General features: G+C 57.0%; 12 protein-coding genes. 6 read left to right on the top strand and 6 right to left on the bottom strand.

All coding sequences use genetic code 11. The features are described 5' to 3' along the window. The first annotated feature begins 84 nt into the window (after positions 1 to 84). The 4 genes from tctD (at position 85) to ABGB15_RS07365 (ending at position 4,120) form a co-directional block, all read left to right on the top strand. Complete coding sequence (gene tctD / locus ABGB15_RS07350; protein ID WP_215722393.1) at positions 85 to 759, top strand: transcriptional regulator TctD; 675 nt, start codon at positions 85 to 87, stop codon at positions 757 to 759. Next, entirely contained in the window at positions 746 to 2,155 is a 1,410-nt protein-coding gene (locus tag ABGB15_RS07355) for a sensor histidine kinase (RefSeq protein ID WP_152081690.1), read from the top strand. Before tctD ends, ABGB15_RS07355 begins: the two co-directional genes overlap by 14 nt. 130 nt (positions 2,156 to 2,285) lie before the next feature. Beyond that, positions 2,286 to 2,828 carry a YfaZ family outer membrane protein gene (locus ABGB15_RS07360; RefSeq protein ID WP_152081689.1) on the top strand — a complete coding sequence of 181 codons (543 nt, stop codon included), beginning with the start codon at positions 2,286 to 2,288 and terminating at the stop codon, positions 2,826 to 2,828. A gap of 92 nt (positions 2,829 to 2,920) precedes the next feature. After that, positions 2,921 to 4,120 carry a nicotinamide mononucleotide deamidase-related protein YfaY gene (locus ABGB15_RS07365; RefSeq protein WP_369064149.1) on the top strand — a complete coding sequence of 400 codons (1,200 nt, stop codon included), beginning with the start codon at positions 2,921 to 2,923 and terminating at the stop codon, positions 4,118 to 4,120. Between the two features lie 30 nt (positions 4,121 to 4,150). Here the strand turns inward: ABGB15_RS07365 and glpC are convergent, their stop codons facing one another. Genes glpC through glpA form a run of 3 tightly spaced genes read right to left on the bottom strand, consistent with a single transcriptional unit; the run spans position 4,151 to position 8,173 of the window. Beyond that, on the bottom strand, positions 4,151 to 5,341 hold the full coding sequence (gene glpC, locus ABGB15_RS07370; protein ID WP_215722391.1) for an anaerobic glycerol-3-phosphate dehydrogenase subunit GlpC: 1,191 nt from the start codon (positions 5,339 to 5,341) through the stop codon (positions 4,151 to 4,153). Beyond that, positions 5,338 to 6,555, bottom strand: coding sequence for a glycerol-3-phosphate dehydrogenase subunit GlpB (gene glpB / locus ABGB15_RS07375; protein ID WP_215722390.1), 1,218 nt, complete (start codon positions 6,553 to 6,555; stop codon positions 5,338 to 5,340). The genes glpC and glpB overlap by 4 nt, the downstream gene beginning before the upstream one ends. Continuing rightward, positions 6,545 to 8,173, bottom strand: a complete 1,629-nt coding sequence (gene glpA, locus ABGB15_RS07380) for an anaerobic glycerol-3-phosphate dehydrogenase subunit A (RefSeq protein ID WP_215722389.1) — start codon at positions 8,171 to 8,173, stop codon at positions 6,545 to 6,547. The genes glpB and glpA overlap by 11 nt, the downstream gene beginning before the upstream one ends. A gap of 255 nt (positions 8,174 to 8,428) precedes the next feature. Here glpA and glpT point away from each other — a divergent pair, with 255 nt between their 5' ends. Together glpT and glpQ are read left to right on the top strand one after the other, a co-directional pair. Further along, complete coding sequence (glpT, locus tag ABGB15_RS07385; protein WP_152081684.1) at positions 8,429 to 9,781, top strand: glycerol-3-phosphate transporter; 1,353 nt, start codon at positions 8,429 to 8,431, stop codon at positions 9,779 to 9,781. 11 nt (positions 9,782 to 9,792) lie between these two features. After that, positions 9,793 to 10,854: a glycerophosphodiester phosphodiesterase gene (gene glpQ / locus ABGB15_RS07390; RefSeq protein WP_215722388.1), complete on the top strand. Its 1,062-nt coding sequence runs from the start codon at positions 9,793 to 9,795 to the stop codon at positions 10,852 to 10,854. Positions 10,855 to 10,937: 83 nt separating this feature from the next. Here glpQ and yfaE read toward each other — a convergent pair whose 3' ends face one another. The 3 genes from yfaE to nrdA all read right to left on the bottom strand — a co-directional run bounded on the left by yfaE (position 10,938) and on the right by nrdA (position 14,715). Next, complete coding sequence (gene yfaE / locus ABGB15_RS07395) at positions 10,938 to 11,192, bottom strand: class I ribonucleotide reductase maintenance protein YfaE (protein ID WP_152081682.1); 255 nt, start codon at positions 11,190 to 11,192, stop codon at positions 10,938 to 10,940. Then, positions 11,192 to 12,322: a class Ia ribonucleoside-diphosphate reductase subunit beta gene (gene nrdB, locus ABGB15_RS07400; protein ID WP_215722387.1), complete on the bottom strand. Its 1,131-nt coding sequence runs from the start codon at positions 12,320 to 12,322 to the stop codon at positions 11,192 to 11,194. The genes yfaE and nrdB overlap by 1 nt, the downstream gene beginning before the upstream one ends. Before the next feature lie 107 nt (positions 12,323 to 12,429). Continuing rightward, on the bottom strand, positions 12,430 to 14,715 hold the full coding sequence (nrdA, locus tag ABGB15_RS07405; protein WP_152081680.1) for a class 1a ribonucleoside-diphosphate reductase subunit alpha: 2,286 nt from the start codon (positions 14,713 to 14,715) through the stop codon (positions 12,430 to 12,432). Positions 14,716 to 14,924 lie beyond the last annotated feature (209 nt).

The following is a 14,924-nucleotide window of genomic DNA, read 5'->3' on the forward strand; positions in this document are numbered from 1 at the left end:
CTTGTAGCGGTTCCGTTGCGTGATTGTTAAAACATTAACCTTTCATTTCCCTTTCACTACGACACCAACTTTACAGGATGTGATATGCGTCTCTTACTGGCGGAAGATAATCGTGAGCTGGCTCACTGGCTGGAGAAAGCGCTGGTACAGGGAGGCTTTGCCGTGGATTGCGTTCATGACGGACGCGCGGCGGATCATCTGCTACAGGGGGAAAACTACGCGGTTGCGATCCTCGATATCGGTATGCCGGGCTTCGACGGGCTGGAGGTGGTTCATCGCCTGCGAAAGCGCGGGCAGACGCTACCGGTGCTGTTTCTCACCGCCCGCAGCAACGTGGCGGACAGGGTAAAAGGGTTAAATGCCGGCGCGGATGACTATCTGCCGAAGCCGTTCGAGCTGGAGGAGCTGGATGCGCGGCTGCGTGCCTTGCTGCGCCGGAGTGAAGGACGAACCCAGGAGCGGCAGCGTCTGGGGGAGCTGGAGTACGATGACGATGGCTTCTTTCTGCTGCGCAATGAGCCGCTTTCCCTGACGCCGCGCGAGCTTTCTTTGCTGAAAGTGTTGATGCACCGCCGGACCCGTCCCGTCTCCCGGCAGCAGCTTTTTGACCAGGTGTTTAGCCTGAACGATGACGTCAGCCCGGAAAGTATCGATCTGTATATTCACCGCTTGCGCAAAAAACTCACCGGCAGCGGGGTGCGGATCACCACCCTGCGCGGGCTGGGCTACGTGCTGGAGTGCGGTGATGAAGTGGGTTAAGCCGCAGTCGCTCTACCTGCAATTACTCCTCTTTCTGGGGCTTCCGCTGCTGTTGCTGTGGGGATTATCGGCCTTTAACAGCTACGTCAGCGCACTGCAGGCGGCGACGCAGGCATACGATCGCACGCTGTTATCGTCCGCGCGAACGGTGTCGGAGCGGCTGGTGGTTCACGATGGCAAGCTGGAGGTGAATGTCCCCTGGGTGGTACTCGACAGCTTTGAACTGAATATGAACGATCGGCTGTACTACAAAGTGGTCGACCCGGACGGGCGGGTGATCTCCGGTTATGACGATCTGCCAAAGATGCCGCCTTCGACCTCGCGGACCACGCTCTACCCGGCACTGGCCTGGTTTTATCATACGGAATATCGCGGACAGGCCATCCGTGTGGCGAAGCTGCTGCAGCCTGTCAACGAGGGCAATATTGTCGGGATGGCGGAAATTTATGTCGCCGAGACCCTGCAGTCCCGCCGCTATCTCGCCAGCCAGTTGCTCTTCTCATCCTGGGTTTCTCAGGGGCTGCTGGTCCTGCTGACGCTGGTATTAACGGCCTGGCTGTTGCGCCGCGTACTGCGCCCGATGCGCCAGCTTTCATCCCTGATGGTACGCCGTGAGCCGGGGCTTTTGGCCCCGCTGCCCGAGCTGCTGCCCTGGTCGGAGACACGTCTGCTGATCGTGGCATTTAACCGCTATATCGACCGATTACGCGGAGTGCTGTCACGCCAGGAGCGCTTTAACGCCGATGCGTCTCACCAGCTCAAGACGCCGCTGGCGGTACTGAAAACGCAGGTTTCTGTTGCCCTGACGAGGGACGATCCGGCGCTGTGGCTGGAGAGTTTGCGGGCGATGAACGTGACGCTGGATAACACGATTCTGCTGACTGAACGGTTGTTACAGCTCTCGGCGGTGAAGCGTAAAGAGCAGGGTGAACGTCAGTTTGCCCCCGTCGATCTGGTGCAGATTGTGCAAAACTGCTGTTTTTCCCGGCTGACGCAGGCGCGCAGCAAAGGTATCGATCTCGGCTATGACGGGCTCCACCAGCCGGTGATGATTGAGGGGGATGACGTCTTGCTCGGTGAGCTTTGCGCTAACCTGCTGGAAAACGCAATCAAATATACGCCGGAGCAGGGCGTCGTGACGGTATTCCTGCGCACGGATAACGGTGCCGTTGAGCTGTGCGTGGAGGACAGCGGACCGGGGATTGCAGAAAATCAGATCTCTCAGGCGATGCTCCCTTTTCACCGGCTGGATAACGTGGGTGACACTGCCGGGTCAGGCATTGGCCTGGCGCTGGCGAGCGATATCGCCCGGCTGCACAGGAGCCACCTGCAGCTAACACGCAGCGAAACGCTGGGAGGGCTGAGTGTGAAAATGCGGTTTTTGCCGATGCTCTAAAAACCTGAGGGTATCAAATCGTTACAAACTAATTGTCTGACGCACACAGAGTGCATTGATCCTGAAGAGACTCAGGTTAAAATCTCGCGGTTTTGGGACAACTCTACATAAATTGTGCGGGATCACGACAATGAAAAAAGTGGCATTACTGGGCTTAGGCGGCCTGATGTTTGTTTCGGCAGCGGCAAACGCGATTTCCTTCAACGGTTCGGCGGGTGAAGATTACACCCACCTGGGTTTTGGTCTGGGCACGGAAACCTCCGGCCTGGCGATGACCGGCGGCTGGACGCATAACGATGACGACGGCGATGCCGCCAGCCTCGGCCTCGGTCTGAACATTCCGCTGGGTCCATTCCTGGCGACCGTCGGCGGTAAAGGTATCTACACCAACCCGAACGACGGTGATGAAGGCTACGCGGCGGCAGTGGGCGGCGGCCTGCAGTGGAAAATCGGCGACAGCTTTGGTCTGTTTGGCGAGTATTACTACTCCCCGGATTCGCTCTCCAGCGGAATCGACAGCTATGAAGAAGCTAACGCCGGTGCGCGCTGGACCATCATGCGTCCGATTACCATCGAAGCAGGCTACCGTTATTTGAACCTGGCGGGTAAAGAGGGCAACCGCGACAACGCGCTGGCAGACGGCCCATACGTGGGTGTGAGCGCAGGCTTCTAATCTCTCCGGCGCGGCGTTCTGTCGCGCCAGTTTCTCGTCTCCCCACATGCAATTGCGCTATAGTGTTTTGACCATCGAAGTGGGAGAACACAATGATAAACGTGGAAATGTTATCCACCGGCGACGAAGTGCTGCATGGGCAAATTATTGATACCAATGCCGCCTGGCTTGCCGATTTATTCTTTGAGCAGGGATTACCGTTAACGCGTCGCAACACGGTGGGCGACAACCTTGAGTCACTGGTCAGCATTCTGCGCGAGCGCAGCGAACAGTGCGACGTGCTGATTGTGAACGGTGGGCTGGGGCCTACCAGTGACGATCTCAGTGCGCTGGCTGCCGCGACCGCAAAAGGTGAAGGGCTGGTACTGCATGAAGCGTGGCTGGCTCAAATGGAACGCTTCTTTACAGAACGTGGCCGCGTGATGGCCCCGAGCAACCGCAAGCAGGCTGAAATTCCGGCCAGTGCGGAACTGGTCGATAATCCGGTTGGCACTGCCTGCGGGTTTGCCGTTCAGTTGAACCGCTGCCTGATGTTCTTCACGCCGGGCGTACCGTCTGAATTTAAAGTGATGGTCGAACAGCAGATCCTGCCACGCCTGCGTGAACGGTTTACTCTGCCTGAGCCGCCGGTGTGCCTGTGTCTGACCACCTTTGGCCGCTCTGAAAGCGATCTGGCTCAGAGCCTTGACCACCTGCCGCTACCGCCGGGTGTTTCGATGGGCTATCGCTCCTCAATGCCGATTATTGAGCTGAAACTGACCGGCCCGGCAACGCAGAAAGCCGCCATGCTGGCGCTGTGGCCGGAAGTGCAGCGCGTGGCGGGTGAAAGCCTAATCTTTGAAGGAACGGAAGGGTTACCTGCACAGATTTCACAGTGCCTCCAGTCTCGTCAACTAAGCATCACCTTAAGCGAGCAGTTCACCGGCGGGCTGCTGGCGCTGCAGCTTTCGCGTGCGAATGCGCCGCTGCTGGCCAGTGAAGTGGTACCTTTCCAGCAGGAGACGCTGGCGCAGACGGCGCGTTGGGCCTCAGAGCGCAGAGTGAATCATTTCGCCGGGCTGGCGCTGGCCGTTGGCGGTGTGGATGGTGAGCATCTTAATTTTGCCCTGGCGACGCCGGAAGGCACCCATGCGCTGCGGGTGAAAATGAGTATTACCCGTCATAGCCTGCCGGTGCGTCAGGAAGTGTGCGCCATGATGGCACTGAACATGCTGCGCCGCTGGCTGAACGGTAAAGAGGTCGCCAGCGAACATGGCTGGATTAATGTCGTGGAATCGCTTTTCGTGGAGTAACCGGTTTGCCGGGGATCGCCCCGGCAAAACTTAGCCCAGCGCCTTTGCCAGTAATGCTATCGGGTGTTCGCAGCGTTTACTGGTGGACATCTCAATCTGCCATTTGCAGGTTTCGCAGTCAGTCACGACCAGATCGGCACCGCTCTCCTCAATCTGGCGGAAAAATGGCGCACCAATCGCCTGCGACGTTTCGTAGTTTTCACGTTTAAAGCCGTAGGTGCCTGCGATGCCGCAGCAGCGTGAATCCAGTACCGTCAGCTCCAGCCCCGGAATAAGTCGCAGTAGCTCCAGCGTATAGAGCGACCAGCCCATTTTTTCCATATGGCACGGCGTGTGATAGACCACCTTCAGGGGCAATTTACCCAGCGGCAGCGTCTGCCCGCTATCGAGTTTGCGCCACAGAAAGCGCGTTGCCAGCTCGATGTGGTCGCGCAGGCCGGTGTTATCGACGTCCAGCAGATGTGGATACTCGTCGCGCAGCGTGAAGGTGCAGGTGGAGGAGGTCGCCAGCACCGGAATACCTTTGTCGATAATCGCCTCACGCAGCGATGTCACGTTGCTTTTGGCCTGCTTACGCGCCTTATCGGTAAAACCGTTGGCAATCAGCGGGACGCCACAGCATTTCTCCTTGCTGAGGAGCTGCACCCCCGTGCCCATCGCGTTGAGCACTTTCAGCAGATCTTTCCCTAGCTGCGGATGGTTGTAGTTCACATAGCAGCCGTGGAAAAAGGCGACCTGCCCGGCAAACTGCGCCTGTTCAGCAGCCACTGATTTGTACCAACGGCGGAAGGTGCCGTGGGAATACGTCGGCAGGCTGCGATGGTGGTCGATTTTGAGCGCTGTATCCAGCAGCTGGCGCACCGGTTTTAGCGACGTGGCGGCATTAACTAACGGGGCGAAGGGGGTCGAGACGCTGCCCATCAGGTCGGTATGGCTGAGGATAGCATCGCGCAGGGTCGGCTTTTGCGTGCTGTAGCGCGCGCGGGCACGCTGAATGATGTCACCAATTTTGACGTCAGACGGGCAGGCCACTTCGCAGCGTTTGCAGTTGATGCAGTATTTCAGCGCATCGTCGTACAGTGCACCGTCTTTCAGGCGCAGACGTTCACCGTCAGGCCCGGCCTGTTTCGGACCAGGGTAGCGCGGGTTTACGCCGCTAACCGGGCAGACCGTGGTGCAGACGGTGCATTTAATACAGCTTTCAAATCGGGTGTCGTTCATTGTTCAGCCTCCATGCGCTGGATAATCTGCTCTGCAACGTGGAGCGCCGTTACCGCGCAGACGCCACCACCACAGCCCTGAGCGATGGGATCGTAACCGCCCAGAACCGAGCCGATGGCGTAGAGATCCTCAACAGGTTTCCCGGAAAGTTGTGGGTGAAGGTGGTTATCCACGATGACGCCGAACTGCTGCCAGGGTTGCGGTGTGAAAAAATCGCTCTGATACCAGTCCGTGCGGGAGCGGCTTTGCCGGACATCCAGCCCGAGAATGGCCTCCCGAATGCCGTCCCGGCTGCTTAACAGCCCGTTGCTGAAGAAGCTGCCGCTGGCGAGCACCGTGTAACGTGCGTGAAGAGGAATATCCCCGTGGTTTCGTGTCCACACATCGCTGGCTTCACCGTTATTCAGCGTGATTTTTTTCACCTCGTCACCCGCCATCCACACGCCGCCCTGAGCAACAAACTGGCGCTGAAGCTGGGTATGCAGACGAATGCCGGGAACGGAAGGGGGAAGCGTGGGCAACAGCCAGAGGGTGCAGGGCAGACGGTCGGACAACCAGCGCCAGAGCCGATTGTCCGTTAGGCCAAAGCAGGCGGGCATAAACAGCGTATCGCACTTCTCGCCGAGTGGCCTGAGTGCTTCATACAGCAGCGGCCATCTTTCCTCGTAATCAAGAAAACGGGCAATATTCACCGCGCGAAATTCGCTCGGGTTTTCGCGCAGCACATCCAGTTCAGGAAGGTCAATCTCCGCCGTTTCAGCGTGTATACCCTGTTTGTTGAGTGAGGCTGCCGCCAGATGCGGCTGGAAATCGAGAAAACCGCTGATGCCGACCACCAGCACATGCGCGGCGTTGAAGGGCGCGACGGGTACCTCCTCCGGGCTGAGCCAGGCAGAACGCAGAGTGCCGAGCGGCGTGACCCGCTGATGGTTTTGCCTTGCGCTCCCTTTCAGACGTGCGCCGCAATTCGCCAGTAGCGCTTCGGTTTCCAGGGCAAAGCGGTCAATATTATGCGCACCTGTCAGGTGCCAGGGATGCTCCGGGGGCAGTTTATCGCGGTAATTTTCATCCATCAGATCCAGCGAGCCTGACGAGAAGTGCAGGGCACTCTGACCACGGGTGACAATCGCGCAGCGTAGCCCTTGCTGTGTGAGTTTGATGCCGCAGAGCAAACCCGCGAGCCCGCCACCGATAATCACGGTATCAAATTTCATCGTGTTGCTCCTTCTCCAGACCACAAAGCCCCTGGTAGACCCAGCGGGTAAATTCGCTTTCGCGCAGGGCATCACCCCAGGCAACAGGCTGAATACCTTTCCAGCGCTCATTTAAAAAATCGCTGAGCTGAGCAAGCGACTGGGTTGAGGTGGTGGCATGAAAACGCTGCAGCAGCCCGGCGGCGCGACAGGCGCACAGTTCACCCTGGCAGGTCCCCATGCCGACACGCGTGCGGCGGCGCAAATCGAGCAGGTTATTGACCGTCAGGTTCTCCACTGCATATTGCACTTCGCCTGCGGTTACCGCTTCACACTCGCATACCAGACTGCGGCTCAGCCGACCTTCACCCAGCCACGCTGGCGTTCTGTCGCCGTGGCGATAAATGGCGGAACCGCGCAGCGGAGCGGGCAGTGAGATAATTTTTTGCAGTGTCTTTTCGGTAGGCTGTCGCGAGCCGGGCAGGGGCTGCTCCGCCGTCACGCACGGTTCGGTGTTGCCGAGTTTGCGGCAGACGGCATCGGTTGCCCACTGCGCCATCAGGCGATAGGTCATCAGCTTGCCGCCGGTGATGGTAATAAAACCGTCCATGCCGTCGCGTTCTGCGTGGTCGAGCAGCACGATGCCACGGCTGACGTTGCGACCACTCGGATCGTTATCGCTGGCCACCAGCGGACGCACGCCAGCATAGGCGCGCAGAATGCGGGTCTGCGCCATTACCGGTGCCAGTTTTTCCCCTTCGCGCAGCAGAATATCCACCTCAGCAGCAGTTACCCTGTTGTCGTCAATCTCGCTGTAGTCGACGTGGGTTGAAGTGGTGCCGATGAGTGAAATGGTATCCCCCGGCACCAGAATGTCGGCGTCCGAGGGTTTGCGGCAGCGGTTGATCACGTGGTTATTGATGCGGTGATCGAGGATCAGCAGCGAGCCTTTCGCCGGGAACATGCGGATGGATAAGTCAGCGTACTCAGCGATACGCTGCCCCCAGATGCCTGCTGCGTTAATGACGACGGCGGCAAACAGGTCGTGAGCTTCGTTATATTGTGTGTCAAAAACCCGCACGCCGCAGACGCGATGGCCTTCACGGATAAGCCCGGTCACTGCATGCCCGGTGAGGATGCGCGCGCCATGCTCGCGGGCGTCCAGCATATTGGCAGCGGTCAGACGGAAGGGATCGACGGTGCCATCAGGGACCCTGACGGCACCCGTGAGTGTCGGGTTCACGGAAGGCTCAATACGGCGCGCCTGCGCGGGATCAATGGCCTCGGCCGGTATGCCTGCTGCTGCGCAGGCTGTAATAAACGTGTGCTGAAACGCGAGGTCATCTTCGGGAAGCGTAATGAACAGGCCGTCGGTTGGCTCAATACAGTGGCGGGCGATGCGCTTAAGGATCTGGTTTTCAGCAATACATTCGCGGGCGGATTCGCCGTCAGTCACCGCATACCGCGCGCCGCTGTGCAGCAGGCCGTGATTTCGCCCGGTCGCACCCGTTGCAATATCATGACGCTCCAGAAGCGTGACGCGTAAACCCCGCAGGGCGCAGTCACGCGCGATCCCGGCTCCGGTTGCGCCACCGCCAATGATAATCACATCGCTGTAACGAGGATCGTGAATTGTCATTGTCTTCCCTCTATGTTCGTTTTTTATCATTTAGCCACACTGAAATTGTGGTTTGTTTGATTTCGAACATAAACGAGCGTTATTCGAAAGTGAAATGTGATTCCGTGCGCCTTTTTGCGCACGCTGTCATATTTCTGTAACAATCTGTGCGTTGATTCACAGTAACAATCACCGTGATTTTTTAACATCGCCGCCTCTCTGGAGTGTGGGGCAGTAAAACCCCAGAAAATTCAATACCTGGCCACGGAGGCTGTCATGCTCAGTATCTTTAAACCTGCGCCGCATCGGGCGCGTCTGCCTGAGGCAGAAATTGATCCGCTATACCGTCGTCTGCGTTGGCAAATCTTCCTGGGGATCTTCTTCGGGTACGCGGCTTACTATCTGGTACGTAAAAACTTCGCCCTCGCTATGCCATATCTGGTGGAGCAGGGCTTTTCGCGTGGCGATCTGGGATTCGCGCTGTCGGGGATCTCTATCGCCTACGGTTTTTCGAAGTTCATTATGGGCTCGGTGTCGGACCGCTCGAATCCGCGCGTTTTCCTGCCTGCCGGTCTGATCCTCGCGGCCGCGGTGATGCTGTTTATGGGCTTTGTGCCGTGGGCAACCTCCAGCATTGCGATTATGTTCGTGCTGCTGTTCCTCTGCGGCTGGTTCCAGGGGATGGGATGGCCGCCGTGTGGACGCACCATGGTGCACTGGTGGTCGCAGAAAGAGCGTGGCGGCATTGTGTCCGTCTGGAACTGCGCGCATAACGTTGGCGGGGGGATTCCGCCACTGCTGTTCCTGCTGGGGATGGCCTGGTTCAACGACTGGCACGCGGCGCTCTACATGCCAGCCTTTGGCGCGATTCTGGTGGCTATTTTTGCTTTTGCCCTGATGCGTGACACGCCGCAGTCCTGCGGTCTGCCGCCGATTGAAGAGTACAAAAACGACTATCCGGATGATTACAGCGAGCAGCATGAAGAAGAACTGACGGCAAAGCAGATCTTCATGAAGTACGTGCTGCCAAACAAACTGCTGTGGTACATCGCGGTGGCGAACGTGTTCGTTTACCTGCTGCGCTACGGCATTCTTGACTGGTCACCAACCTACCTGAAAGAGGTGAAGCATTTCGCACTGGATAAATCCTCCTGGGCCTACTTCCTGTACGAATATGCGGGAATTCCGGGAACGCTGATCTGCGGCTGGATGTCGGATAAAGTATTTAAAGGCAACCGCGGTGCAACGGGTGTCTTCTTTATGACGCTGGTGACCATTGCTACCGTTGTTTACTGGCTTAACCCGCCGGGCAACCCAGGCGTGGATATGGCGTGTATGATCGTCATCGGCTTCCTGATCTATGGCCCGGTCATGCTGATTGGTCTGCACGCGCTGGAACTGGCACCGAAAAAAGCGGCAGGCACGGCGGCAGGCTTTACCGGTCTGTTTGGCTACCTGGGCGGCTCTGTCGCGGCGAGCGCGATTGTGGGCTATACCGTTGACTTCTTTGGCTGGGACGGCGGCTTTATGGTGATGATTGGCGGTAGCGTGCTGGCGGTACTGCTGCTGATTGTCGTGATGATCGGTGAGAAACGTCACCACGCCGAAGTGCAGGCACGTCGTCAATAAGGAGCATTGCGATGAAACTGACTCACATAGCAACGGGTCTGCTGCTGGCGGGCCTGATGACAGGCTCCGCGCTGGCGGCGGATAAAATCGTCATCGCCCATCGCGGCGCGAGCGGCTATCTGCCGGAGCACACGCTTCCGGCGAAAGCGATGGCCTATGCGCAGGGCGCGGATTATCTTGAGCAGGATTTAGTCATGACGAAGGATGACCGGTTGGTCGTCCTGCATGACCACTATCTTGACCGCGTGACGGATGTCGCGGAGCGTTTCCCGGATCGCGCCCGTAAGGATGGCCGCTACTACGCCATCGACTTCACGCTGGCGGAAATTCGCTCGCTGAAGTTTACCGAAGGTTTTGAGATTGAGAACGGCAAGAAGGTGCAGGTCTATCCGGGACGTTTCCCGATGGGCAAGTCTGACTTCCGCATTCACACTTTCGAAGAGGAGATTGAGTTTGTTCAGGGGCTGAACCACTCAACCGGGAAAAATATCGGTATCTACCCGGAAATCAAAGCACCGTGGTTCCACCACCAGGAAGGGAAGGACATAGCCGCGAAGACGCTGGAGGTGCTGAAACAGTACGGCTACACCAGCAAGCAGGACAAAGTCTACCTGCAGTGTTTTGACGCCGCTGAGCTGAAACGCATCAAAACCGAGCTGGAGCCGAAGATGGGGATGGATCTCAATCTGGTACAGCTGATTGCCTACACTGACTGGAACGAAACCCAGGAGAAACAGCCGGACGGGAAGTGGGTTAACTACAACTACGACTGGATGTTTAAGCCGGGCGCGATGAAGCAGATTGCTCGGTACGCCGACGGCATCGGGCCGGATTACCACATGCTGGTGGCGGAAGGCTCAACGCCGGGCCACGTGAAGCTGACGGCAATGGTGAAAGAGGCGCACGCCAGCAAGATGCAGGTGCATCCGTATACGGTACGAGCGGATCAGTTGCCGGAATATGCGACGGACGTGAATCAGCTTTACGACGTGCTGTATAACCAGGCGGGCGTGGATGGATTGTTTACGGATTTTCCGGATAAAGCAGTGAGTTTTTTGAAAGATAAGCGCTGAAATTGCCGGGTGGCGGCTGCGCCTTACCCGGCCTACGAACTGCGGTTTTGTAGGTCGGGTAAGCGAAGCGCCACCCGACACAATCACATCTCGATCTCAATATCGCCTTTTGCCCGGCAGCAGCAGGGCAAAATTTCCCCTTCGCTGATAAAGGCCAGCGGTTCGGTTAGCCAGTCCACCTGGCCTGCGACCAGACGGCAGCGGCAGGAGCCGCAATATCCTTCGCGACACTGGTACTCTACTTCAACCTGGTGCGCTTCAAGCGCCACCAGCAGAGAAGGGTGCTCTTCCCGACACAGCACTTCCGTGCCGGAAAGACGTAGCGTCACACGGCTCATCAGAGCTGGAAGTCACTCAGATCGTCGGTGTTGACTTCAGAATCAATCTGACCGACCAGGTAAGAGCTTACTTCCACTTCCTGCGGTGCTACCTGCACGTTATCGGACACCAGCCAGGTGTTGATCCACGGAATCGGGTTAGAGCGCGTCTGGAACGGCAGGTCGAGGCCGACAGCCTGCATACGGATGTTGGTGATGTACTCCACATACTGGCACAGGATGTCTTTGTTCAGGCCAATCATGGAGCCGTCGCGGAACAGGTAATCTGCCCACTCTTTCTCCTGCTGCGCGGCCAGCACGAACAGATCGTAACACTCCTGCTTGCACTCTTCGGCGATCTCCGCCATCTCCGGGTCGTCCACGCCGCTGCGCAGCAGGTTCAGCATATGCTGAGTGCCGGTCAGGTGCAGGGCTTCATCACGGGCGATCAGGCGAATGATTTTGGCGTTGCCTTCCATCAGTTTGCGCTCGGCAAACGCGAAGGAGCAGGCGAAGCTCACGTAGAAGCGGATCGCTTCCAGCGCGTTGACGCTCATCAGGCACAGGTACAACTGTTTCTTCAGCGCGCGCAGGTTCACGGTAACGGTTTTGCCGTTCACATTGTGGGTGCCTTCGCCCAGCAGATGCCAGTAGCTGGTCATCTCGATCAGCTCGTCGTAGTAGTGCGCAATGCCTTCCGCACGTTTCTGGATCTGTTCGTTGGTGACGATATCGTCGAACACCACCGCCGGATCGTTAACGATGTTGCGGATGATATGGGTGTATGAGCGGGAGTGGATCGTCTCAGAGAACGCCCAGGTTTCCACCCAGGTTTCCAGCTCCGGAATGGAGATCAGCGGCAGCAGCGCCACGTTAGGGCTACGTCCCTGAATGGAGTCCAGCAGCGTCTGGTACTTCAGGTTACTGATGAAGATATGTTTTTCGTGGTCCGGCAACGCCTGGAAATCGATACGGTCGCGGGAAACGTCAACCTCTTCCGGACGCCAGAAGAAGGAGAGTTGCTTTTCAATCAGCTTTTCGAAGATGTCATATTTTTGCTGATCGTAGCGTGCCACGTTGACCGGCTGGCCGAAGAACATTGGCTCTTTGAGCTGGTCGTTTTTCGTCTGTGAAAAGGTGGTGTATGCCATTAAGGTGAGTCCTGTGGTGTTATTTCCCTCACCCCGGCCCTCTCCCACAGGGAGAAGGGGAAAGAGTTCCCTCTCCCACGGGGAGAGGGTTAGGGTGAGGGGATTTATTAAATCTTACATGCGCCGCTTTCGCAGCCATCGTCCTGAATTGACGGCACCATATCGTCCTGCGCGTCTTCCGCACCATCACGGGTGTTGTGATAGTACAGGGTTTTCACGCCAAATTTATAGGCGGTGAGCAGGTCTTTCAGCAACTGCTGCATCGGAACCTTGCCAGATGGGAAGCGCGTCGGGTCGTAGTTGGTATTCGCAGAGATCGACTGGTCGATAAACTTCTGCATGATACCCACCAGCTGCAGGTAGCCGTCGTTGTTTGGCATTTCCCACAGCAGCTCGTAGTTGTCTTTCAGCAGCTCGTAGTCCGGCACTACCTGGCGCAGAATACCGTCTTTCGACGCTTTGATGCTGACGTGACCACGCGGCGGCTCGATACCGTTGGTGGCGTTGGAGATCTGCGAAGAGGTCTCAGACGGCATCAGGGCAGAGAGCGTGGAGTTACGCAGGCCGTGAGTTTTAATAGACTCACGGAGTGCTTCCCAGTCCAGACGCAGTGGTGCATTCGCAATCGCATCCAGGTCTTTCTTATAGGTGTCGATCGGCAGAATGCCCTGCGCGTAGGTGGTTTCGTTGAACCACGGACATGCACCTTGCTCTTTTGCCAGCTCGTTAGAGGCTTTCAGCAGGTAATACTGAATGGCTTCGAACGTTTCGTGGGTCAGGTTGTTTGCGCTGCCGTCAGAGTAACGCTTACCGTTTCTCGCCAGCCAGTAGGCAAAGTTGATCACGCCGATACCCAGGGTACGACGGCCCATTGCACCACGTTTTGCCGCCGGGATGGGGTAATCCTGGTAGTCCAGCAGGGCATCCAGCGCACGCACGGCCAGCACGGCCAATTCTTCCAGCTCGTCCAGGCTCTTAATCGCACCCAGGTTAAACGCAGAGAGCGTACACAGGGCGATTTCGCCGTTTTCGTCGTTGACGTCGTCCAGCGGTTTGGTCGGCAGGGCGATTTCCAGGCACAGGTTAGACTGGCGCACTGGCGCAACAACCGGGTCGAACGGGCTGTGAGTGTTGCAGTGGTCAACGTTCTGGATATAGATACGGCCCGTGGAGGCGCGTTCCTGCATCATCAGCGAGAACAGATCGACGGCTTTCACGCGCTGTTTGCGGATGCTGTCGTCTTTTTCGTATTTGGTGTACAGACGTTCGAACTCATCTTGATCGGCAAAGAATGCGTCGTACAGCCCCGGAACGTCGGATGGGCTGAACAGGGTGATCTCTTCACCTTTCAGCAGACGGGTGTACATCAGTTTGTTGATCTGCACGCCGTAGTCCATGTGGCGCACGCGGTTGCCTTCCACGCCACGGTTGTTTTTCAGTACCAGCAGGCTTTCCACTTCCAGGTGCCACATCGGATAGAACAGGGTTGCTGCACCACCACGCACGCCACCCTGCGAGCAGGACTTCACCGCGGTCTGGAAGTGTTTGTAGAAGGGAATGCAGCCAGTGTGGAACGCTTCACCGCCGCGAATCGGGCTGCCCAGAGCGCGGATGCGACCCGCGTTGATGCCGATACCGGCACGCTGGGAAACGTATTTCACAATGGCGCTGGAGGTGGCGTTGATGGAATCCAGGCTGTCACCACACTCAATCAGGACGCAGGAGCTGAACTGACGAGTCGGGGTACGCACGCCAGACATAATTGGCGTAGGCAGAGAAATCTTGAACGTCGACACCGCATCGTAGAAACGCTTCACGTATTCCAGACGCGTTTCACGCGGGTAGTTAGAGAACAGACAGGCGGCCACCAGAATATAGAGGAACTGAGCGCTCTCGTAGATTTCGCCGGTCACACGGTTCTGAACCAGGTATTTACCTTCGAGCTGCTTCACCGCCGCGTAGGAGAAGTTCATATCGCGCCAGTGATCGATAAACCCGTTCATCTGCTCGAACTCTTCTTCCGTATAGTCTTCCAGCAGATGCGTGTCGTATTTGCCCAGCTCAACCATTTTTACCACGTGATCGTAAAGTGCTGGCGGCTCAAACTGGCCGTAGGCTTTTTTACGCAGGTGGAAAATCGCCAGACGTGCAGCGAGGTACTGATAATCCGGCGCTTCACGGGAGATCAGATCCGCCGCAGCCTTGATGATGGTTTCATGGATATCAGACGTTTTAATGCCGTCGTAGAACTGGATGTGGGATCGCAGTTCAACCTGGGAGATAGATACGTTGTTCAGGCCTTCTGCTGCCCAGTCGAGAACTCGATGGATTTTGTCCAGATTGATACGCTCGGTAGTACCGTCGCGTTTTGTCACCAGCAGACTCTGATTCATGTGGGTTTTACCTGTCCGTGAAATAAAAAATATCCCCCGTTTATCCACAGATCCGCCTTGTGACTAACTCTGTGGATAAATACTACATATAGGGGGTTTGCGATAAGAAGAACGCTATATGGTGAGTATTCTAGTAAGGATTCTTTTCAGTACAAGAGTTGATTTTGAGGTTAAATTGAGGTTGTGAAAGGGTAAAAAAGGCTAAGTCC

Origin of the sequence: Enterobacter sp. MALB-1 (genome assembly GCF_041021625.1) — a bacterium.
GTDB classification, from domain to species: Bacteria; Pseudomonadota; Gammaproteobacteria; order Enterobacterales; family Enterobacteriaceae; genus Enterobacter; species Enterobacter oligotrophicus.

Excerpts from the sequence above, each read along its gene's own strand:
- glpA (WP_215722389.1), bottom strand. The coding sequence starts at position 8,173 with ATGACAATTCACGATCCTCGTTACAGCGATGTGATTATCATTGGCGGT.
- nrdB (WP_215722387.1), bottom strand. The coding sequence starts at position 12,322 with ATGGCATACACCACCTTTTCACAGACGAAAAACGACCAGCTCAAAGAG.
- glpQ (WP_215722388.1), top strand. The coding sequence starts at position 9,793 with ATGAAACTGACTCACATAGCAACGGGTCTGCTGCTGGCGGGCCTGATG.
- nrdA (WP_152081680.1), bottom strand. The coding sequence starts at position 14,715 with ATGAATCAGAGTCTGCTGGTGACAAAACGCGACGGTACTACCGAGCGT.
- glpT (WP_152081684.1), top strand. The coding sequence starts at position 8,429 with ATGCTCAGTATCTTTAAACCTGCGCCGCATCGGGCGCGTCTGCCTGAG.
- tctD (WP_215722393.1), top strand. The coding sequence starts at position 85 with ATGCGTCTCTTACTGGCGGAAGATAATCGTGAGCTGGCTCACTGGCTG.
- ABGB15_RS07355 (WP_152081690.1), top strand. The coding sequence starts at position 746 with ATGAAGTGGGTTAAGCCGCAGTCGCTCTACCTGCAATTACTCCTCTTT.
- yfaE (WP_152081682.1), bottom strand. The coding sequence starts at position 11,192 with ATGAGCCGTGTGACGCTACGTCTTTCCGGCACGGAAGTGCTGTGTCGG.
- glpB (WP_215722390.1), bottom strand. The coding sequence starts at position 6,555 with ATGAAATTTGATACCGTGATTATCGGTGGCGGGCTCGCGGGTTTGCTC.
- glpC (WP_215722391.1), bottom strand. The coding sequence starts at position 5,341 with ATGAACGACACCCGATTTGAAAGCTGTATTAAATGCACCGTCTGCACC.
- ABGB15_RS07365 (WP_369064149.1), top strand. The coding sequence starts at position 2,921 with ATGATAAACGTGGAAATGTTATCCACCGGCGACGAAGTGCTGCATGGG.
- ABGB15_RS07360 (WP_152081689.1), top strand. The coding sequence starts at position 2,286 with ATGAAAAAAGTGGCATTACTGGGCTTAGGCGGCCTGATGTTTGTTTCG.